This is a genomic window from Algoriphagus ornithinivorans (assembly GCF_900115305.1).
GTDB classification, from domain to species: domain Bacteria; phylum Bacteroidota; class Bacteroidia; order Cytophagales; family Cyclobacteriaceae; genus Algoriphagus; species Algoriphagus ornithinivorans.
This window is the reverse complement of sequence record NZ_FOVW01000006.1, coordinates 212,779-231,885: the sequence shown is the minus strand read 5'-3', so window position 1 is coordinate 231,885 and position 19,107 is coordinate 212,779. Positions and strand designations below refer to the sequence as shown.

Annotated in this window: 18 protein-coding genes; 11 read left to right on the top strand and 7 right to left on the bottom strand. The window is 38.7% G+C overall.

Annotation, left to right across the window (positions count from 1 at the left end; translation table 11 throughout):
• The first annotated feature begins 1 nt into the window (after window position 1).
• The 3 genes from BM073_RS10995 to BM073_RS10985 are packed head-to-tail and all read left to right on the top strand — an operon-like array spanning window position 2 to window position 4,800.
• Window positions 2–1,504, top strand: a complete 1,503-nt coding sequence (locus BM073_RS10995; protein WP_091654101.1) for a xylulokinase — start codon at window positions 2–4, stop codon at window positions 1,502–1,504.
• Window positions 1,505–1,534: 30 nt separating this feature from the next.
• Window positions 1,535–2,848: a xylose isomerase gene (xylA, locus tag BM073_RS10990; protein ID WP_091654100.1), complete on the top strand. Its 1,314-nt coding sequence runs from the start codon at window positions 1,535–1,537 to the stop codon at window positions 2,846–2,848.
• 38 nt (window positions 2,849–2,886) lie between these two features.
• Window positions 2,887–4,800, top strand: a complete 1,914-nt coding sequence (locus BM073_RS10985; protein ID WP_091654098.1) for a sialate O-acetylesterase — start codon at window positions 2,887–2,889, stop codon at window positions 4,798–4,800.
• Between the two features lie 2 nt (window positions 4,801–4,802).
• Here BM073_RS10985 and BM073_RS10980 read toward each other — a convergent pair whose 3' ends face one another.
• Both BM073_RS10980 and BM073_RS10975 read right to left on the bottom strand, forming a co-directional pair.
• Entirely contained in the window at window positions 4,803–5,864 is a 1,062-nt protein-coding gene (locus BM073_RS10980; RefSeq protein ID WP_091654097.1) for an alpha/beta hydrolase, read from the bottom strand.
• Between the two features lie 4 nt (window positions 5,865–5,868).
• Window positions 5,869–6,468: a hypothetical protein gene (locus BM073_RS10975; RefSeq protein ID WP_091654095.1), complete on the bottom strand. Its 600-nt coding sequence runs from the start codon at window positions 6,466–6,468 to the stop codon at window positions 5,869–5,871.
• A 244-nt stretch (window positions 6,469–6,712) separates the two neighbouring features.
• Here BM073_RS10975 and BM073_RS10970 point away from each other — a divergent pair, with 244 nt between their 5' ends.
• Window positions 6,713–7,276 (top strand): hypothetical protein, encoded by a 564-nt coding sequence (locus BM073_RS10970; RefSeq protein WP_091654094.1) that lies wholly within the window; start codon window positions 6,713–6,715, stop codon window positions 7,274–7,276.
• A 6-nt stretch (window positions 7,277–7,282) separates the two neighbouring features.
• On the top strand, window positions 7,283–7,786 hold the full coding sequence (locus BM073_RS10965; RefSeq protein ID WP_091654092.1) for a hypothetical protein: 504 nt from the start codon (window positions 7,283–7,285) through the stop codon (window positions 7,784–7,786).
• Here BM073_RS10965 and BM073_RS10960 read toward each other — a convergent pair.
• The 3 genes from BM073_RS10960 to BM073_RS10950 all read right to left on the bottom strand — a co-directional run bounded on the left by BM073_RS10960 (window position 7,783) and on the right by BM073_RS10950 (window position 10,264).
• Window positions 7,783–8,100 (bottom strand): antibiotic biosynthesis monooxygenase family protein, encoded by a 318-nt coding sequence (locus BM073_RS10960; protein WP_217643106.1) that lies wholly within the window; start codon window positions 8,098–8,100, stop codon window positions 7,783–7,785. The two genes, BM073_RS10965 and BM073_RS10960, sit on opposite strands and share 4 nt — an antisense overlap.
• 6 nt (window positions 8,101–8,106) lie before the next feature.
• Window positions 8,107–8,703 (bottom strand): DJ-1/PfpI family protein, encoded by a 597-nt coding sequence (locus tag BM073_RS10955; protein WP_091654089.1) that lies wholly within the window; start codon window positions 8,701–8,703, stop codon window positions 8,107–8,109.
• Window positions 8,704–9,046: 343 nt separating this feature from the next.
• Window positions 9,047–10,264: a serine hydrolase domain-containing protein gene (locus BM073_RS10950; protein ID WP_091654087.1), complete on the bottom strand. Its 1,218-nt coding sequence runs from the start codon at window positions 10,262–10,264 to the stop codon at window positions 9,047–9,049.
• A 178-nt stretch (window positions 10,265–10,442) separates the two neighbouring features.
• On the opposite strand from BM073_RS10950, the gene BM073_RS10945 reads away from it, so the two are divergent.
• Together BM073_RS10945 and BM073_RS10940 are read left to right on the top strand one after the other, a co-directional pair.
• The gene (locus BM073_RS10945; protein ID WP_091654086.1) at window positions 10,443–11,690 is read left to right on the top strand and encodes an NAD(P)/FAD-dependent oxidoreductase; all 1,248 of its coding nucleotides are present in this window, start codon (window positions 10,443–10,445) and stop codon (window positions 11,688–11,690) included.
• Window positions 11,691–11,777: 87 nt separating this feature from the next.
• On the top strand, window positions 11,778–12,389 hold the full coding sequence (locus BM073_RS10940) for a hypothetical protein (RefSeq protein ID WP_091654084.1): 612 nt from the start codon (window positions 11,778–11,780) through the stop codon (window positions 12,387–12,389).
• Window positions 12,390–12,428: 39 nt separating this feature from the next.
• Here the strand turns inward: BM073_RS10940 and BM073_RS10935 are convergent, their stop codons facing one another.
• On the bottom strand, window positions 12,429–13,334 hold the full coding sequence (locus tag BM073_RS10935) for a ThuA domain-containing protein (RefSeq protein ID WP_091654082.1): 906 nt from the start codon (window positions 13,332–13,334) through the stop codon (window positions 12,429–12,431).
• Between the two features lie 147 nt (window positions 13,335–13,481).
• Between BM073_RS10935 and BM073_RS10930 the strand changes: the two genes are divergently transcribed.
• Both BM073_RS10930 and BM073_RS10925 read left to right on the top strand, forming a co-directional pair.
• Complete coding sequence (locus tag BM073_RS10930; RefSeq protein ID WP_091654080.1) at window positions 13,482–14,888, top strand: NAD-dependent epimerase/dehydratase family protein; 1,407 nt, start codon at window positions 13,482–13,484, stop codon at window positions 14,886–14,888.
• A gap of 150 nt (window positions 14,889–15,038) precedes the next feature.
• The gene (locus BM073_RS10925) at window positions 15,039–15,986 is read left to right on the top strand and encodes an aldo/keto reductase (protein ID WP_091654078.1); all 948 of its coding nucleotides are present in this window, start codon (window positions 15,039–15,041) and stop codon (window positions 15,984–15,986) included.
• A 35-nt stretch (window positions 15,987–16,021) separates the two neighbouring features.
• On the opposite strand, the gene trpF is transcribed toward BM073_RS10925, so the two are convergent.
• Entirely contained in the window at window positions 16,022–16,642 is a 621-nt protein-coding gene (gene trpF / locus BM073_RS10920; protein WP_091654076.1) for a phosphoribosylanthranilate isomerase, read from the bottom strand.
• 102 nt (window positions 16,643–16,744) lie between these two features.
• Between trpF and BM073_RS10915 the strand changes: the two genes are divergently transcribed.
• Both BM073_RS10915 and BM073_RS10910 read left to right on the top strand, forming a co-directional pair.
• Complete coding sequence (locus tag BM073_RS10915; protein ID WP_091654074.1) at window positions 16,745–17,422, top strand: hypothetical protein; 678 nt, start codon at window positions 16,745–16,747, stop codon at window positions 17,420–17,422.
• Window positions 17,409–19,073, top strand: coding sequence for a S8 family serine peptidase (locus BM073_RS10910; protein ID WP_091654073.1), 1,665 nt, complete (start codon window positions 17,409–17,411; stop codon window positions 19,071–19,073). Before BM073_RS10915 ends, BM073_RS10910 begins: the two co-directional genes overlap by 14 nt.
• Window positions 19,074–19,107: the final 34 nt, after the last annotated feature.

The following is a 19,107-nucleotide window of genomic DNA, read 5'->3' as shown; positions in this document are numbered from 1 at the left end:
GATGAGAAAATTATTATTAGGACTTGATTTAGGCAGTTCTTCTGTCAAAGCGTCTCTTTTGGATGCCGATACAGGGAAATCTTTAATATCAAAGGCCTTCCCGAGCCAGGAAATGCCCATTGATTCACCTGAATCAGGTTGGGCAGAACAAGATCCTGAAATGTGGTGGAAATATGTGGTGCAGGCTAGCAACTTTGTAATTAAGGAGGCTCAAGTCAAAAAAGGTGAGCTTCAAGGAATTGGAATTGCCTATCAAATGCATGGATTGGTTTTGGTTGATAAAGACCAGAACGTCCTACGATCCTCCATTATCTGGTGTGATAGCCGAGCTGTTTCAATTGGAGAAAAAGCTTTTCAAACAATAGGGGAGGAATATTGCCTTTCTAATTTGCTTAATTCTCCTGGTAATTTTACTGCATCCAAGTTACGCTGGGTAATAGAAAACCAACCCGAGTTGGCAGCAAAAATTCACAAAATGATGCTGCCTGGTGATTTTATCGCCATGAAGCTGACTGGGGAAATTCTAACTTCTGAAACAGGTCTTTCTGAAGGGATTTTCTGGGATTTCAAGAAAAATGGAATAAGTGAACAGGTACTCAAAAACTACCAAATCGCTGAGTCATGGATTCCAGAGGTGGTTCCTTCTTATTCATTGCAAGGGAAGGTGAATTCCAAGGCCTCCCAACTCACAGGAATTGAAGAAGGTGTTCCTGTTTCATACCGTGCGGGTGACCAGCCTAATAATGCATTCTCATTGCAGGTTCTAAAGCCCGGTGAGTTGGCTACTACAGCAGGGACTTCCGGTACCGTATACGGGGTATGCGATACACCTTTATATGACCCAAAATCACGGGTAAATACTTTCGTCCATGTGAATCATACAGAAAAAAAGCCTTCATACGGCGTTCTTTTATGTGTCAATGGAACTGGTATTTTAAATAGCTGGGTGAAAAAGGCTATGGGAGCTTCCAAAATAGATTATGAAGAGATGAATCAATTTGCCCATTCTGCTGGAATTGGGGCTGGTGGATTGACTTTTATCCCTTTCGGAAATGGAGCTGAAAGAATTCTACAGAATCAGCAACTGGGAGCACATCTGCTTGGTCTTGATTTACTGAAACACGATAAAAGGCACTTAATGAGAGCAGCCCAAGAGGGCATAGTTTCAGCTTTGACTTTCGGATTTAGAATCATGAAAGATATGGGACTGAACCTTAAGACAGTCAAAGCTGGTAAAGCAAACATGTTCTTAAGCCCTGTATTTAGGCAAGCTTTTATTCACATGAATCAGGTCAGCTTGGAGCTGTATGATACCGATGGGGCTCAGGGAGCTGCTAGAGGAGCCGGAATAGGAGCTGGTGTTTATGGATCTGAAACCGAAGCTTTTCAAGGACTGCAACTACTTGAGACTTTCGAGCCTAATGAGAATTTTATAGAACCATATGAGGAAGTTTATTCCCGTTGGAATAAGTGCCTGGAGGGAATCCAAAAAATGGCCTTATAATTACTGAAGACAAACCTAAATAAACCTATTATGACGAAAACCTATTTTAAAGGGATTGACAAAATTTCCTACGAAGGAAAAGAAAGCGACAACCCATTGGCCTTCCGTTATTATGATCCTAATCGAATGATTGGTGGAAAAACGATGAAGGAGCATTTCAAATTTGCTATAGCTTATTGGCATTCCTTCTGCGGAACAGGTGGAGATCCATTTGGTCCTGGAACAATCAGCCATCCTTGGGATGCGAATCCTGATCCAATCCAAAGAGCAAAAGATAAAATGGATGCTGCCTTTGAATTTATCACCAAAATTGGAGCTCCTTATTATTGTTTTCATGATATCGATCTGATTGATGAAGGAAACTCTTTGGCAGAATATGAAAAACGCATGGAGATCATTTCTGACTATGCACTTCAAAAGCAAAAAGAAACAGGGGTAAAATTACTTTGGGGGACGGCTAATGTATTTAGCAATCCTCGCTACATGAATGGAGCCTCGACTAATCCAAATTTTGATGTAGTGGCATGGGCAGGAACCCAAGTGAAAAATGCGATTGACGCTACCATTAAGTTAGGTGGTGAAAATTATGTTTTCTGGGGAGGACGAGAAGGATATATGTCTTTGTTGAATACTGACATGAAAAGGGAAACTGAGCACTTAGCTCAATTCCTTGGCATGGCTAGAGATTATGCAAGAAAAAATGGTTTCAAAGGGACTTTCTTTATAGAGCCCAAGCCGATGGAGCCAACTAAGCATCAATATGATTACGATTCAGCAACTGTTATCGGCTTCCTGAGGCATTTTGGCTTGGACAAAGATTTTAAGTTAAACATCGAAGTAAACCATGCTACCTTGGCTGGACATACTTTTCAGCATGAATTGCAAGTAGCAGCTGATGCTGGTATGCTTGGAAGTATAGACGCCAATCGAGGAGATTATCAAAATGGTTGGGATACTGATCAATTTGCCTTGAATCTGCAGGAATTGACTGAGGCCATGTTAGTATTGTTGACTTCAGGCGGTCTTCAAGGCGGAGGAGTGAATTTTGATGCTAAAATTCGTAGGAACTCGACGGATATGGATGATTTATTCCTTGCACATATTGGAAGCATGGATGCTTTTGCCAGAAGTATGATGATTGCACAGGACATCCTGGAAAAATCAGATTACCTAGAAAGAAGAGCTCAGAGATATTCCAGCTTCGATTCAGGCAAAGGGAAAGATTTTGAGCAAGGTAAATTAGGCCTAGAAGATTTACGAAACTATGCTGCTCAAGTAGGAGAGCCAACCCAAATCAGTGGTAAGCAGGAATACTATGAGAATTTATTGAATCGTTTTATTTAAATTAAAGAGGCAATCGCCTCTTTTTTTATGACCAGACTATGAGAAATATACTTGCACTACTTCTTATTACCTTTCTGTTTTCCTGTACAGATAAATTTGAATCTGTAGTAACGCTTCCCTCTGTTCTAAGCGATGGAATGGTTTTGCAAAGAGACAAACCGGTTACCATTTGGGGAAAAGGAATCCCAGGAGAAAAAGTACGAGTAAGTATTGCCGGGTCAATTTCCAGTGGAAAAGTATTGCCTGATAGTACCTGGAAAGTGAGTATACCTGCCAATGTAGCTGGAGGTCCACACATCATGCAAGTAAATCAGCAACAAGTCAAAGATGTGTATTTCGGGGACGTTTGGCTTGCCGGGGGACAGTCCAATATGGAGTGGCCTTTAAAGTCTGGGGTGATAGGTGCCAAAGAGGAATATGAATCAGGAGGAATTCCTTTGATTCGTTTTTTTAAAGTTGAAAAATCTTACGCAGCTATTCCGAGATCAACAATTCCACCAGCTGAATGGCGAAAGGCTGATAGTTCTAATTTGATGGATTTTTCAGCCATAGCTTGGTTTTTTGCGAAAAAAAATCACCTGGAAATGGGAGTTCCGGTTGGAATTATAGAGTCCAATTGGGGAGGAACTCCTGCAGAAGGATGGACTAAAGCAGAGATTTTGGCTGAAATGCAGAATATGTCCTTTTCTGAGGAAGCATTGGATATGCAAGAAAATCAGGAGAAATGGGAGAGGGAATTTCAGGCAAATGAAAATCGGAGAGAAATGAGGGATATGATGGTTCATCATCCAGATTCTACGTCGGCAAAGGATGCATCATCTGTTTCATACAACGATTCAAACTGGAAGAGAATTAACCTTCCAGCAGATAATCCTCTTTCAGACATTGCATGGTTGAGAAAATCATTCAATCTGACTAAGGTTTCTGATCTGGAACTTATTTTACCTGCAATTGATCAAATGGCTTTCATTTACGTCAACGGCAAACTGGTTCATCATAAAGACTGGGGCTCAGTAATGCCAGATGTTAAAGTTCCGGCTGACCTTTTATTTACAGGAAAAAACGTGATTACAATTAGAGTCATCAATACCTGGAACAATCAACCAAGAATTGGAGAAAAAGGTATGATGTATCTTCTTCAGGATGGTAGAAAAATAAACCTAGAAGGAACATGGGCATATTCCAATAATGTGGTCGAACCTAAACTTCCAGAGGTAAAGTGGTATAACTGGAAGCCAGGAGCCATGTACAATGCCATGATTCACCCCTTGGTAAATTATACTTTAAGAGGGATTATTTGGTACCAGGGTGAAAGTAATGCTGGTAGAGCAGGAGAGTACCAAGTTCTGTTTTCTACTTTGATTTCAAGTTGGAGAACAGCTTGGAATTCTAAGGAGCTTCCATTTCTCTTTGTTCAGTTAGCGAATTTCATGGAAAGAAAGGAAATGCAACCAGAAAGCAACTGGGCAGCATTGCGGGAAGCTCAGCGTAAAACTTTAGAACTTCCGAAAACCGGAATGGCTGTAACAATTGATATCGGAGAAGAAGATGATATTCACCCCCGAAATAAAAAAGATGTAGGGGAAAGGCTTTGGCTGCAAGCAAAAAAGATCGTTTTCAATGAACAAGTGGTTGCTTCAGGGCCTGAAATTAAATCCATATCCAAAGATGGAGCGCATTTAACTTTGACCTATGAGTCTATCGGTGAAGGCCTGACTCTAGTAAAAGATGGAGATGTATTAGGTTTTATCATCAAAGACCAAAATGGCAAGTGGCATCAGGTTAAGGGACAAATTGAGGGGAAAAATCAAGTGAAAATTCCACTGGAAAGTGGAATAGAACCTATGGAAATACGCTATGCCTGGGCCGATAACCCTGAAGTGAACTTAATCAACTCAGAAGGGCTTCCTGCAATCCCATTCCAGAAAATAATGGCTAAGAAAGAGGAGTAACCCTATTTTTCTTTCACAACTTGAACTTGCTGCATTTGATTGACCAATTCCGCATATTCTGGACGTGAAGGTATTTTAACCACGTTTTCCAAAAAATCAATGCTTTCAAATAGGACTCCTTCCCAATCTTTGGAAGTAATGGAGCTGGCTATTACATGGTCTCCTGCTTGAGGGAATGCTACTTCTCTCTTTAGGGACTCTGGAGTGGATACCTGTTGATACATCTCGAGCATTTTTGGAACAGACACCACAAAATCCTGCTCTTCTGCACTTTTATAATAATAGCCTAAAAATAAAGGTTGCTTGATTTTTTTGAACGTGTTTTCATTCATCATGCTGTATAATAATACAGCTAAACTTTCATAAGCGTGGATATGGTAATCTTCAGACCAAAAAGCAGCTTTATCACCTTTTCTTTCCTGATGAATAACACTGTTTTCCATCATGGTTTTTTCCATTAGAAACTTTGACCAAGGCTTGAAAAGAGGCTCTAGCCTACCGCCGTTATCCCTTACAGCTGGGGAGTAAAGCATGATTGCTTTAATATCTTCTTGCTGACTAGCTAGGAGTAGCGTCAATGCTCCTCCCATAGAAGTGCCAATTACAATTACTTCATCTCCCAAGCTTTTTCCGATTTGATAAGCTTCACCTGCAGCATCAGCCAGTTTTTGAGCACTTAAGTACTCCATACCGTTCTCTCGTCTGATTCCATGCTCAGGTAATCGGGTTACAAAAAGGTTGGCCCCAAAATGGTCTGCTAAAAATCTATGCACAGGATCACCTTCCATAGGACTGGCTCCAAACCCGTGAATATACACGATAGAGTAGGGTGTTTTTCTTTTATTGGCGCTGTCAGCCCAAATGATGTATGCCTCATTTCCGGCTTTCAATCCTTTTACAGTATCCTCTCTTTGTTGGATATATTCAGAAAGCTCATTGACTCGAGTAGGAACTTCAGAGAATTGGATTAGTAATTCCTGCTCTTCCACTTTAGGGCCCAACATATAGACTATGGCAATAACCATTGCAGTGGCAAAAAGCCCAAGGAATATTTTACGAAGCATATCTCTAGTTCAGTTTCAAAATTGGAGAGCTCGAATTTACGACGATTTGGTTACCATTTTTCAGAAATAAAAAAGTCCTTGTTTTCAGTTGTGAGTTATTGGAGATGTTACCCTTAAAACTAAGCCCAATCAACCTGTCGAATTTTCTAAAATCTCTGATCTCCGACAATCGAATACCTTCGAAATTTTCAAATAGATAAGAAATATCTGAACCAGCCTGAAGTTCGCCATAGGACTCTGTCAGGGTGATAGCGATGTTGGAGATATTTCTAAAATCATAGATCGGCAAGCAACTTAAGGCAAAGGCTCTTCCAAGCTGAGAACTACCTGTAGAGTTCTCGGATAATAATTCAGGTTCTAATTCCAGTACCACTTGGAAGTCTTTTGAATCAACGGTATCTGTTGATTTAGAGTAAGTATTATTTATATAGGGCAGGTACAGCACTTTGAGATCTATTGCATTAGCTGCCCGCGGTGGTGGACAAGATTCGTATAAATCAGGTAATTGCTCTTGAACACAGGAAGACCCCACCAAAAAAGCTAAGTATCCAAAACACAGAATCAAAGTGCTATTGATAGATTTTGAGGTAAATAGTGTTTTCATAGCAAGTGATAAGATGCTTTTAAAGAAAATAAATCATTTTTAATTGAATGTCAGAATCCTAGATTGAAGCATTCATTATATATACTTAAATATCTGAAAATGAGTTTTATAAAACATGAAATAAATATACTCAGAAAGAAGTCTGGATAAAAACACTCTTTTGCTGAAGTAACAGAAATTAAATTTCTGGAAATTTTGATGTATCGATTTACTAATATTGCCGTATAAGCAAAAAAGTACAATCATGAAAAGAGCCCTTTTATTTTTCCTGTTCCTCCTAGTATTCAATTTTGTCAACGCACAGGAACCTGTTCCTTCCCGTTCTGTTTATCTCGAAATCGGTGGGCCGGGACTTCCATATAGCTTCAATTATGATTTTCGATTTGATAAAGAAAGAATGGATTCCTGGGGTATGAGAGTTGGGATGGGAGGTTATACAGTTTCTGATAACGATTCATTTTTTTCCATACCAGTGATGGTAAATAAGCTATATGGGAAGGGTCCACATTATTTTGAGTTAGGATTTGGCGCCACTTTTTTTGCCTTTGATACCTATGACAATACCTATTGTATCGATGGTTTTTTCAATCAGAACGGAGATTATATATGCAGACAAACCTCTTCTAATTATTACAGCTTCATTTTAGAAGTGGACGGTTCTCCTAGTGTAATGGGAACGATGAATTTTGGTTATAGAAAAGTCCCTGTGGATGGAGGTTTTACTTGGAAGGTCAATATCAACCCAATATTTAACAACAATGGTTTTTGGCCACTCTTTGCAGGAATAGGGATTGGTTATTCATTTTAAAAGATTATGAAAAAATTTGTAGTAGTATTTTTATTTCTTTCTCTGATTGGACATTCTGCTTCCTACGCCCAACAAACAGAGAGAGAGCAAGGTAGAGGAGTTTATTTTGAGCTTTTTGGTAGTGGCCTTACCTATTCTATCAATTACGATCAAAGATTTGAAAAGCGATTTGATGGATTGGGCTTCAAAGCGGGTCTTTCCTACATTGGAGTAGATGGCACCTCTGTGGCAACTTTTCCCTTAGGATTAAATTACCTGCTTGGGAAGAATGGAAAATACTTTGAAATGGGTTTAGGTGGGACTTACTTGGCGGGAGCCGATAGATCAAATACCTTTTTCTCAGGAGATAGCAGAACGACAGGAGATGGATTTGTGGGGAATTTGATTCTAGGCTATAGAAGTGAACCTCAAGATGGAGGATTTTTGTTCAGGGCCTCTGTCACGCCAATGTTTGGATCAGGGTTTTTCTGGCCCTTTTATGCTGGTTTCAGTTTTGGTTATGCTTTTTAAATTTCAAAACCATAATCTCTCTCAACCTTACAAATTCTTGTTTTATAGCATTGATACCATTTGAGTTTGCCTAAAGTTTGGGCCTCTTGGTGATCTAGATTCTGCTTCCAGATTTTGATGGATTCCAAATCCTTCCAATAACTAACCGTGATCCCTACTTCATTTCTTGCGCTTTCGTGCCCAAGATATCCTGCTTGCTGACTGGCTAAGTTTACCATCAATTTTGACATTTCTGTATAGCCAGTTGTTTCTTCGCTTAAAACCGAAGAAAAAATCACTGCGTAATAGGGGGGAGCTGGTGTCTGAGCTAGCATCTGTATTTATTTTTCGTATTCCATATAGTTTTTAGTTTTTTGGAAAACCTCGTTCCCAAAAGTTTGACTTACCAAATGCAAGGCCAAATCAATCCCTGCAGAAATTCCAGCCGCTGTAAAAAGCCGATCCCCTGATTGAACAAATCTGCTTTTTCGAATAGGAATAGAGGTAGGGCTTATTTTTAAAATATCATCATAAACCTCATGATGTGTACAGAATTGCTGTTGATTCAGTAAGCCAAGTTTGGCAGGAATCCTCGCACCAGAACAAACAGTCATAGTCCACCTTGAAGACTGGATAAGTCTATTTAGCTGGTTTAGTGAATCTTGATTTTCGATCACCCTTTTGCTTCCGTCTCCACCTGGGATTACTAAAAAATCTAATTGTTCAACTGAATCAATTGATTTAGCTGGATTCACTGTCAGATTGCCAATGGTTGTAAGGCTGTTTAAGGAATCTCCTATAGTAAATACCTCGAGTTTTTCTTTACCGATAATTTCACTCGCTACTGAAAAAACTTCAAATGGTCCTGCGAAATCAAGAACTTCTACATCCGGAAAGATGTAAACACCTAAGCTTAATTTTTGTCCTGATTGGGCCATATCTGATGAATTGGAACTAGTAGAATTTTAGAAAATGAAATGAAGTTAATCCTGATTTAATGTTCTGATTAAATTTTGAGAGTTTCTTCCTTTGATTTGGATCAAATAATTATTTCTGCTTAATCAAATTATAAAAACCCATCGTAATTTTGTATGCAAGACGAGTAAATATTTTCCAGAGGCAAAATATTATTTCGTTTACTGTATTCTATTTATCGTAAAGATAAGATCTCATAGGGTTAGTTGATTAAGAGTACAAACCAAATAGGGCTCCTTCCCTGAAAAAGGAATAGTGATTTTTGTTTATCACCAAGAGCCCCGGCCGAAAACCGGGGCTTGTTTTTTATTTACCTAAGCTTTCCAACACCATTTTAACCAGCTCCGCCTTGTCTTCATTAGGTATCCATCTGGCAACGATGAGTAGATCATTTTCAGGGTCCACATAGATCATGTTGGTTCCTGCTCCAATATGTAAAAAGGCAGATTTTGGAGCTGCAGGAACTTGTTTCAAGGTTTCGTTCAAAAAGTAATTCATGAAACCATAGGAAGGATTGGCCGGAGTAGGGGTTTTTGATTTTTTGATCCATTCAGGAGCTATCAATTGTTTTCCATTCCAAGAACCATTTCTAAGAGTTAAATAGCCAAACCTTGCCTGATCCCAAGCGGAAAGCATCATTCCTCCTCCCCAATGAGAACCTCCACTGACTGATTGAATAATCTGACCATCAATGATTACAAATGAGTTTTCATAGCCCGTCCAGCGCCAAGTATCACTAGCGCCTATCGGATCCATGATTTTTTCTTTCAAGACAGTTGGCAGTGGCTTTCTCCAAATATTCAAAAGTGCCAATGCCAATACATTTACTCTTGTGTCATTGTATTCATACACAGATCCAGGTGCATTTTGCGGCCTTGCTCTTTTTTTGGCTACTCCTTCACTAGGTCTATCTGCCCAATCCGGCTTACCCCATAAGCTTCCTTCCCAATCTGAAGTTTGTCTCAATAAATGATCCCAAGTAATGGTTCGGTTATGTTCCGTGTCAAAAAGCTCAAACACATCCTCTTCAAAAAAATGATCAGACTTATTAACCATCAATTTCGCGGGTTCATAGGGGTAAATCGGGGCCATGTAAGGATAGACCAGATCATTTTCGTCTGCGATTAAGCCTTCTTGGACAGCTAATCCAGCGGTGGTAGATAAAAAGCTTTTGGCGACCGAAAATGTCAAGTCGACTCTATTAGGTTCACCCCATTGACCGACTACATATCCTTTGTAAATAATGAGACCTGTAGCAGGACCTCTGGTTTTCATTGGACCCACAGGATAGCCGAATGGTTCGCGCCCAAAACCAGATTCATAATGGGCTATTTTTAAATTTGGATTTGCATCGCTTTCATGAGATTTGGCAAATTGAATTGCCTGAGCAATTTTGTCCGAATTCATACCCAATTCGGAAGGAGATTTTTGCTCCCATGTGCCCTTATTTGGGAAATAAACTTGGGCAATGGATAGTTCTGAAAATAAACAAAGGATCAGGGCAGTAATGTAGAATTTTGTCATGATTGGATGATTTATTGCGATTTTACCAAAAAAAGAAAGTAAAGCCTCACCGTTGATGTATTTGAGGAATATGGTATCAAAATTAGATCATATCAAACTCTTTCTTTTTTCCTTGGTTAAATTTCTGAACTTTATAAGCAAGTAGATTAGAATACACATTGTTTTACCCAGCAAAAAAATGAAAGAGGAAAAAATTTACATTATTGGTGCAGGAATATCAGGATTGATTGCCGCTTTGGAATTAGAGAAAGAAGGATTTTTTCCTATAATATTGGAATCAAGCGATCAAGTTGGAGGTAGAGTAAAAACTGATGTGGTAGATGGATTTCTCTTGGACCATGGATTTCAGGTATTGAATACTGCTTATCCCGAGGCTAAGAAATACCTGGATTTTCAAGCGCTTCATTTGAAGACTTTTGATCCAGGAGCAGTAATTCTTAATTCGAAAGAGTCCTATATCATTTCAGACCCAATGAGAAACCCATTGAAAATTATGGGGATGGTTTTTTCTAAGGTTGGGACCTTTTTGGATAAAGTGAAAATGTTTGCTTTGACTCAAGAATTGAAGAAAAAGACCAACGAGGAAATTTTTAACACTCCAAGTTTACCCACCCTTCAGTATTTGAAAGCTTATGGGTTTTCTGATCAAATAATTACCAATTTCTTCATTCCTTTTTTCCGTGGAGTTTTTCTTGAAAAACAATTAAATACCTCCTCCAGAATGTTTGAGTTCGTGTTTAAAATGTTTTCCCTTGGTCATGCTGCCGTTCCTGAAAAAGGAATGGGTGAAATACCTAAACTCTTGCGGAAACAGCTAAGCACAACTCAAATCTATTTTAATACTGCTGTTAAGGAAGTACAGGGAAATGCAATCCATTTAGAAAACGGTGAAACCTTATTAGCAGATAGAATCATCATAGCTGTTCAACCTGATAAAGTGATGAAGCAGCTTCAGGGGCAGTTTGCTGATCCTAGAAAAGTGATAAATATGTATTTCTCGCTACAAAAATCTTTCTTGGCAAGACCTATGATAGGTTTATTAAATGAAGGGAAGTATGTGAATAATATTGTGTTTATGGATGATGTTTCAGATGCATACTGTAGTTCTGATAGATCATTATTGTCTGTGACTGTTTTAGAATCTGACTTAGAAGAAAAAGAGCTGGTAAAAGCTGTTCAAAGTGAGTTGGAGGCCGTTTCTGGGATCAAGTCAGAATATTTTAAGTTGATAAAAACTTATCAAATAAATTATGCTTTGCCAGTCTTGGATGATTTGAAATATACAATTCCATTTACTGAATGTAAGATTACTGATCATGTCTTTTTAGCAGGTGACTACTTATTAAATGGTTCAATAAATGCAGCTATGACTTCGGGAAGAATCGCCTCTGAGGCTGTTGTACATTCTTATATGCCAACTCATTAAGTATACTTTGGATCATACTTTTTTCGGTTTTTATATATATTATATATTTCTTTCCGTAACTTTTGAGAGTTTAAATCACCACCCCCAATGAACTCTAAAGACCTCAAACTTGAAAAGGATACCATTCGACGGCATATATTGCTGATTGGTATCCTTTTTTTATTCTCGAATTATACATTAGCTCAAAGCTTGGTGAAAAGCCAAATGGACCAGTTGGACTCCATCATCAGGCCTGCATCCAATTCAGTTGGATTCTCAGTCGTAAAAGATAGCGACCTGGCCAATTTTAAATCCTCCCTTGAAAGCCAATTGAAATCTATTGAGGATGAATTGGCCCAGATTTCCAAAAAGAATGATTCCCTTCAGTATTTGGTGGATTTGGGAAAAACAGAGTCTTCTAACGAGGCTCAAACTGAACAAAAGCCTGTATTTGCATCATCCAGCGATTCGGACCTACCAATTCCCCTTCCTATTTTTTATGCGATTATAGTTGTATTTATCATTTATGCAGGATACATAAGCCTCCGTTTTTTTTCAAATCAAAGCATCCTAAGGACTAATGAAGAAAGGATTATTAATATTGAGAAAGAGTTTGAGGCGCATAAAAGAAGGGCTGTAGAAAGGGAGAGAAAGCTCAAAAGAGAATTGATAGATGCCAGAAGGGATCAGGGAATTGAACCAGAGGAGGACGAAGAATAGGTTGGCTTAAAAGTATTGCTATAGGTTAAATTCCTTTCCTTAATCAGGAGTATCACCAACTACATATTGTAATCCATTAAGGAAAAACTCCAAAAGGTCCTGATTCTCAAAACTCTGGGCATTATGAGAGGCTGCTGAATACATTACTCTTCCTTTTCCTTCCGACTTGATCCAAGCCACATAGGTTTTTCCTGCAGTAAGTTCCTGATTTTTTCTTTGATCTTTGATTTCAGAATTATTGAAAAATAGCAAAGGTTCGAAGGCTAATTCTGAATAGGCATTTTTATAAAAATAAGGTTCATCCACATGAACAAATCCATTTGGAGGAAAATGCTTTACAAGTGGATGCTCAGCATCTTCTAATTGAATATGGATAGTTTGCTGAGGAGGATGGTAGTCAAAACTAGCGCCCACCAATTTGCTAAAATCCATGGAGTTATTTTGAGTGGTTACTGCTCCGTGTAATAGGAATAAGCCGCCTCCATTTTTGACATAATCAATCAAATTTTGCTCTAACTCCATAGCCTTGCTCATGAGAGAAACGGAATCCTTATCCTGCTCAATATTCAATTGGTCCCAAAATAAGTTTCTGTGTTCTGGTTTTGAACAGGTATTATTCATCACGACCGCATCATATTGGGCTAAATTCTCTTTCTCAAACTGGTTGATATCTATACTTTCTACAACCTCAAAGGCACCACTTTTCTTACTGATAATTTTGATCATTTCTGTGGTGTGCGGAATTACCCAATGCTGAAAGCCAGTGTAAAGAGAAAAAACCAATATTTTTTTCTTTTCTGAAAAGGGAAAATTAGTTTTCGAGGGAGCAAGTTTTTCTATTTTCTGAAGCCATTCTTCGGTAAGTGCTACTTCTTTCAAATCCTGACATAGGGAATTAAGTGTAGCAAAAGCAGCAAGCGAAAAAGTCAAAATAAATTTTTTCATGGGGGTTGGAGAGTAAGAAGTCAAATTAAATAATATTCATGATCAGAGCCAGCTATTTAATGGTGAACGGGTGTTTTTTGTAAACAGTCTAGTCATTTTATGAACACCTAATCTCTTTTGGGGGTTATATACCTGAATAGAATTTTTATGAACATTGAAACGGAAACTTTTGAAGAGAAAAAACTAACTGTTGCCATCGCTGGGGCAGGAGGCTATATCGGTCGATGGTTTATTCACCAGTTCAAAGATAAATACAACATTATAGGCCTTAGCAGAAGAAAGGTCAAGCATAATCCCAATCCTGAAGTAAAATGGAGACAGGTAGAACTCTATTCCATCACCTCTACAGTGGATGCTCTAAAAGACGTGGATGTGGCGATTTACCTCGTCCATTCTATGAACGCTTCCACCCGGCTAAATCAAGGGAGCTTTGAGGATACGGATCTATTATTGGCGGATAATTTTAGCAGAGCTGCCAATATTAATCATGTTAAGCAAATCATTTATCTGGGAGGTTTGTTGCCTGATGAGCCTGAAGAAAAACTGTCTCGACACCTTCGAAGTAGATTGGAAGTAGAGCAAACTTTAGGTTCCAGAAAGGCAAAACTAACTGCTTTGAGGGCTTCTATTATTGTAGGACCTGGTGGATCTAGCTTCGACATGATCAAGAATCTGGTTGATAGACTTCCTGTGATGATGTGTCCCAAATGGACTGAGTCTGAAACCCAACCCATTTCTTTAAGAGATACTTTAGATATCATGGATACCTGCATTGGGAATCCAAATGTTTATGGGAAAGCTATAGAAATTGGCAGCCCTCAAGTGATGACTTATAGAAGTATGTTGGAAAGGACAGCTGAGGTGATGGGGAAAAAGCGCTTGGTCTTTTCAGTTCCTGTTTTTTCCTTAGGCCTAAGTAAATTTTGGGTTGGTCTTTTTGGTGATAGCCCTCCACAATTGGTTTCGCCTTTAGTGGAAAGCTTGATTCATACGCTTACAGTTTCTCCAAATTTGGCGTTTAAAGAGAAAAAAATTGATTATCTCAGCTATGAAGAGTCTGTCAGCATAGCATTGAACTCCAAGGAAAAACCGATTTTACCCAAATTCTATAAGAAGAAAGGTGTTAAGAATACGGTAAGAAGTATTCAGCGAATGGCGAATAAAAATGGCCACACAGCCACCTGGGTAGGAAATCGATATAATATTTGGTTGCCTAGTTTTTTTAAGTTTTTGATTAATGGAAAGACGACAGAAAGAGGGGATGTGGGCTTTCATTTGCTTTGGGGGAAAAAGCCCATGCTGCAATTGACCATGATTCCTGATAGAAGTGATCAAGAAAGGCAATTATTTTACATTACAGGAGGATGGCTTGTAAAACGCTTTGATTATGGATGGCTGGAGTTTAGAGGAGTTTTAGGAGGGAGGTATATTATCACAGCTATTCATGAGTTTGTTCCCAGGTTGCCTTGGTTCATTTATGTTAATACCCAAGCAAGATTTCACCTATGGGTTATGAATCGATTTAAAAAATATTTAGAAAGAAAAGAGGATTAGCACGTCTTTATCCCTCTTAAATTACGTAAGAAAAATAAGGCTCAGAAATCGCTCTCTTAATCAGTATTAGATTTTAGCGCAAATTGTCAAAAGGAAAGGTACAGATATCAATATTTTGATTTTCCAACGACCTCAAATAAATCAACACAAATGAAATCAGTGAATTTTAAAAATGGAGATTCCATTCCTCTTCTTGGACTGGGAACTTGGAAAAGTAAACCGGGAGAAGTTAGGAAGGCAGTTTTTTGGGCAATCGAGGCTGGGTACAGGCATATAGATTGTGCGGCTATCTATGGCAATGAAAAAGAGGTTGGACAAGGTTTAGCAGATGCTTTCGCTGCAGGTTTGGTTAAAAGATCTGATTTGTTTATCACCTCCAAATTGTGGAATGATAGCCATCGCTTCGAAGATGTTGGACCTGCCTTGGATAAAACGCTCAGCGATTTGCATTTGGATTACCTGGATCTTTATTTGATTCATTGGCCCATAGCATTTAAACATGGAGTAAGTTTTGCCTCCCACAGAGAGGAGTTTTACACCTATCAAGATGTTCCATTGACCCAAACTTGGGAAGCTATGCAGGAACAGAAAAAACTTGGAAAGACCAAGCATATAGGGGTTTCAAATTTCAATCAGAAAAAACTAACTGAGTTGATGAGCATGGATGGACAAAAACCTGAAATGAATCAGGTAGAAATGCATCCTTTTTTACCCCAAATTGATTTGGTAGAATTCTGTAAATCCAATGGAATTCTTATGACTGCTTACTCACCTTTAGGCTCACAAGACTCCAGAGGTGAAAAACATCAAAATGATCCTGTTTTGCTTAGTAATCCAACTGTAAAAGAAATTGCGAAAAGACATAAGATATCGGAAGGACAGGTTTTGATTGCCTGGTCAATACAAAGGGATGTAGTGGTGATACCTAAGTCGGTCAATCAAGGGAGAATTCAGGAAAACTTTCAAGCCTCTCAGGTAGAGCTGACGAAGCAAGATGTAAGGGAATTGAATGAAATAGGGGTTTCCCATCGTTTTGTAGATGGCTCATTCTTTACAGGTCCTCAGAGTCCATACAAACTGACTGACCTTTGGGATTAAAAAAATAAGTCCCGCAAACACTTTGCGGGACATTTTTAATCTTCTACTTCTAATTCTTCGAGTATATCAGCGAGTTCATCAAAATCTTTCAGGCCTGGTTTTATTTCTTCTCCGCCTTCCAGAGAGATACCAAATAAGCCCAGATCGTCTACCAGTTTTTTTACATTGAATGCTGAAATACCTGAACCTAAGATCACGTGAATTGATTTCGCCAGGATTGATATGGTAGTCAATTCATCTTTACTCAGTTTTTCGTGATCCGCTTTTAGTAATAAATAAACCCCTTCACTCTGAAGTTTTTCAGCAACTTGGCTTTCAATATGAGCTAATTCAGCAACATCTGCCTGAAAAATGAGATTTTTCCCAGTGTCTTTCAATTTGAGTAAAGTATCCAGCCGCTGATGTTGAATCCAAGTTATGTTCGGATACTTTTCCAGTTTCAATTGGATAATATCTGCTTCCTCTGTTTCAAATTCAGCAGCAAACTCCAAACCAGAAACCCAACCCGTAATTTCTTCATACTGAGTTGGATTAAGAAATTTCTGTGAACCCTCTTCCAAATTGAAGCCCAATACATCCACATACATCCCAGCACAGTAACGGGCATCACTGAGGTTGGTAACTCCATCTATTTTTACAAAAGTACTTAGCGCCATTTTTTTGAATTATTCCGCTAAGGTAAAAACAAAGGTCATTTTGACCATAGAGTTCAGCATCTAAAAGAGGATATTTGACTTATTCCTTCTATTTTTAGGTTGATGAAAATAATATCTACAAAAGCAATCTTTAGCTTTTTGATTCTATTGAGTTTCTTTTCCTGTGAAAGGGAGTTAGAAGAACCCATGCAAACTGTGGGTTTGGATTACATTTCTTTAAGAATTGGAGGCCAATGGGAATACGAGGTTTCTCAAACCATTTATTTTGGAGAAAATGACTCCGAGGACTCAAACTTTTTTTATAGAGACAGAATTCGAACCGTCTTTATCAATGATGCGAAAGAGCAGGTTTTTATAATTCAAAGAAGCAAATCCGAAGACAGATCAAATTGGGTGAAGGAAAAGGATTATACGCTTTTGGTGAGAGAGGGAAATATTGTTCGAACCATAGACAATCAACCTATAGTTATTTTGATTGAATCTATTCGTGATGGAGCCACATGGGATGGCAATAAATATAGAGGTCAAAATTCCGATGAGTTTGTAGCCAAAAGAGTAGGGGACACTTCCTCAGAACTATTTCAAATCGAGCAAGAGGATTCTGATGATCAAATTACATTCAGAGATATTCGCTATGAAAGCTATGAAAAAGGGATTGGAATGGTGGAGTTGTACTATGAAGTATTAACTTATTGTTCTAGAAATGATTGTTTGGGTGAACAATTAATTGATTCCGGGAGTAAGATTCATATGAAATTATTGAATTATGAGAGCGAGTAAGCTATTGGTTTTAACCTTTATTTATTTTTTGGCAGTTGGATCTATTTGGGCGCAGGATAGATATGCTGTTTTTTATAAGTATAAACCTCAAAATGGATTAAGCTTAGACAAGCCTCAGGATTTCCTGACTTCGAAAGCCATACAGAGAAGAGCAAGGGAAGGAGTACAGGCAGATAGCACTGATCTACCAGTCGCGAAGAAATATATAGACGCTGTATTTGAAAAGTCAAATTATATTCTTTATCAAAGTAAGTGGCTGAATGCCTCGATTATCGTGGCTGATGAAGCTGCGGTGGCTGAGATAGCTTCCTTCCCTTTTGTAGATAAAGTCACGCTCATAGGTAGGGGATTCCTTCCCAATCCCAATGCTAGGGTAGGCAAAAGACTTTTTGCATCATCTACCGCAAAAGCCTGTAAATCGGACAGTAAATCTGAAAGAGTTTTGGAAAGCATGGAATCTCCTTCCGATTTCCAGAATAAACTTTTGGGAATCGATGAAATGCACAAATTGGGTTTCAAAGGAGCGGGCATTACCATAGCTGTCTTTGATGCTGGTTTTCCCGGGGCAAATACCGCATCTTCCTTAAGTCATTTATTTCAAAAAAATCAGATTGTTGCAACACGTGACTTTGTTAGACCTTGGAATAACAATGTTTATGGCGATAATCAGCACGGAACAAACGTGTTGTCTTTGATAGCATCCAATGAGGATGGGAAAATAATCGCAGGAGCTCCTGATGCCAGCTATATTTTGGCTATGACAGAGGAGGTAGCAACTGAATATTGGGTAGAGGAATACAATTGGCTCAGAGCAGCCGAATTTGCAGATTCTTTGGGTGTGGATATCATCAATAGTTCTGTTGGATACTGGGACTTTGATGATACTTCTATGAACTATACCATCAACGACTTGGATGGAAACACTACCACTATCACCAAAGCAGCCAATATTGCAGCATCTAAAGGTATTTTGGTAGTAAATAGTGTAGGAAATTATGGTTCTAGAGTTTCCTCTTTAGTAGCTCCTGCCGATTCTCCCAATATCCTAGCTATTGGGTCAGTAAATCAGGACCTTTCTGTTTCAGGCTTCAGTTCGAGAGGCCCCACAGGCGATGGCAGGATCAAACCTGATTTGGCAGCTTACGGTAATGGTACAGCTTTAATCAGGTCCAATGGGAATGTGGGTTTTGCGAACGGTACCTCTTTTTCAGCTCCACAAGTTGCAGCATTAGCAGCTGGCTTATGGCAGGCTAAACCAGAATGGACCAGAGCGGAGTTGATAGATAATCTTCTTAGAAGCGCAAGTCAATTTGAAAAACCGGATAATCTTCTAGGTTATGGAATTCCTAACTTCTTCAAGGCTTATTATGGAGAAATCCTGAGTGTCCAGGAAAATGAGGAAGCTATTTTATGGAAGGTTTATCCTAACCCAATTGAGGAAAATGAGTTGAGCATTTATTTTGGAATCGGTAATGAAGCTTCATTTGAACTAATTGATTTTAGCGGAAAATCAGTTTTAAAATCCACTATCCTACGAGGATCAAATCAAAATCCTTATTGGGTTAATCTGGAAGGAATCAAACCAGGACTTTATCTAATTAGACTCCAAGAGGGTAAATTGATTAAGCAAACTAAGTTATATAGATATTAAAAAGGACAGGTTGATCGAAACAGTCCTTAAAAGA

What these genes read in the sequence shown, in the direction of transcription:
- BM073_RS10995 (WP_091654101.1), top strand. Translation starts at nt 2, where the DNA reads ATGAGAAAATTATTATTAGGACTTGATTTAGGCAGTTCTTCTGTCAAA.
- xylA (WP_091654100.1), top strand. Translation starts at nt 1,535, where the DNA reads ATGACGAAAACCTATTTTAAAGGGATTGACAAAATTTCCTACGAAGGA.
- BM073_RS10985 (WP_091654098.1), top strand. Translation starts at nt 2,887, where the DNA reads ATGAGAAATATACTTGCACTACTTCTTATTACCTTTCTGTTTTCCTGT.
- BM073_RS10980 (WP_091654097.1), bottom strand. Translation starts at nt 5,864, where the DNA reads ATGCTTCGTAAAATATTCCTTGGGCTTTTTGCCACTGCAATGGTTATT.
- BM073_RS10975 (WP_091654095.1), bottom strand. Translation starts at nt 6,468, where the DNA reads ATGAAAACACTATTTACCTCAAAATCTATCAATAGCACTTTGATTCTG.
- BM073_RS10970 (WP_091654094.1), top strand. Translation starts at nt 6,713, where the DNA reads ATGAAAAGAGCCCTTTTATTTTTCCTGTTCCTCCTAGTATTCAATTTT.
- BM073_RS10965 (WP_091654092.1), top strand. Translation starts at nt 7,283, where the DNA reads ATGAAAAAATTTGTAGTAGTATTTTTATTTCTTTCTCTGATTGGACAT.
- BM073_RS10960 (WP_217643106.1), bottom strand. Translation starts at nt 8,100, where the DNA reads ATGCTAGCTCAGACACCAGCTCCCCCCTATTACGCAGTGATTTTTTCT.
- BM073_RS10955 (WP_091654089.1), bottom strand. Translation starts at nt 8,703, where the DNA reads ATGGCCCAATCAGGACAAAAATTAAGCTTAGGTGTTTACATCTTTCCG.
- BM073_RS10950 (WP_091654087.1), bottom strand. Translation starts at nt 10,264, where the DNA reads ATGACAAAATTCTACATTACTGCCCTGATCCTTTGTTTATTTTCAGAA.
- BM073_RS10945 (WP_091654086.1), top strand. Translation starts at nt 10,443, where the DNA reads ATGAAAGAGGAAAAAATTTACATTATTGGTGCAGGAATATCAGGATTG.
- BM073_RS10940 (WP_091654084.1), top strand. Translation starts at nt 11,778, where the DNA reads ATGAACTCTAAAGACCTCAAACTTGAAAAGGATACCATTCGACGGCAT.
- BM073_RS10935 (WP_091654082.1), bottom strand. Translation starts at nt 13,334, where the DNA reads ATGAAAAAATTTATTTTGACTTTTTCGCTTGCTGCTTTTGCTACACTT.
- BM073_RS10930 (WP_091654080.1), top strand. Translation starts at nt 13,482, where the DNA reads ATGAACATTGAAACGGAAACTTTTGAAGAGAAAAAACTAACTGTTGCC.
- BM073_RS10925 (WP_091654078.1), top strand. Translation starts at nt 15,039, where the DNA reads ATGAAATCAGTGAATTTTAAAAATGGAGATTCCATTCCTCTTCTTGGA.
- trpF (WP_091654076.1), bottom strand. Translation starts at nt 16,642, where the DNA reads ATGGCGCTAAGTACTTTTGTAAAAATAGATGGAGTTACCAACCTCAGT.
- BM073_RS10915 (WP_091654074.1), top strand. Translation starts at nt 16,745, where the DNA reads ATGAAAATAATATCTACAAAAGCAATCTTTAGCTTTTTGATTCTATTG.
- BM073_RS10910 (WP_091654073.1), top strand. Translation starts at nt 17,409, where the DNA reads ATGAGAGCGAGTAAGCTATTGGTTTTAACCTTTATTTATTTTTTGGCA.